1 protein-coding gene is annotated in these 387 nt (G+C 38.8%); it reads right to left on the bottom strand.

Features of this window, described 5'->3' with window-relative positions:
• Positions 1-387 (bottom strand): PTS transporter subunit EIIC (locus KH400_RS22030; RefSeq protein ID WP_217228276.1); only part of this gene is annotated, 387 nt, incomplete at both ends.

The raw sequence follows: 387 nt of genomic DNA, 5'->3' as shown, positions 1-387 counted from the left end.
CCCTAATAACGCAGATATACCTGAAGCTGACGCAATGCTTTTCATTTTTTTATTGGCTGTGATAAAAATAACTGCTAATGCTGCTGCACCTTGTGCAACATTGGACATTGCTGCTACAGGGAAGATAAACGATCCTCCTGTTCTTGCTAAATCTGCTAACAATTGCGTTTCAACAGCGATAAAGCTATGATGCATGCCTGTAATAACAATAGGTGCATAAATTAACCCAAATAATCCCCCACCAATGACACCTGCTGTTTCAAAGAGCCATACCAAACCTCCTGTAATCATATCTCCACCTGTACGAGTGATAGGACCAACAAAAGTGAAGGTTAAGATACCTGTAATAAATAATGTAAATAATGGCGTTAACAAGTTATCTAATGC

Origin of the sequence: Desertibacillus haloalkaliphilus (assembly GCF_019039105.1) — a bacterium.
GTDB classification, from domain to species: Bacteria; Bacillota; Bacilli; order Bacillales; family KJ1-10-99; genus Desertibacillus; species Desertibacillus haloalkaliphilus.
The sequence above is the reverse complement of the archived record's forward strand: the minus strand, read 5'-3'. Positions and strand labels throughout refer to the sequence as shown.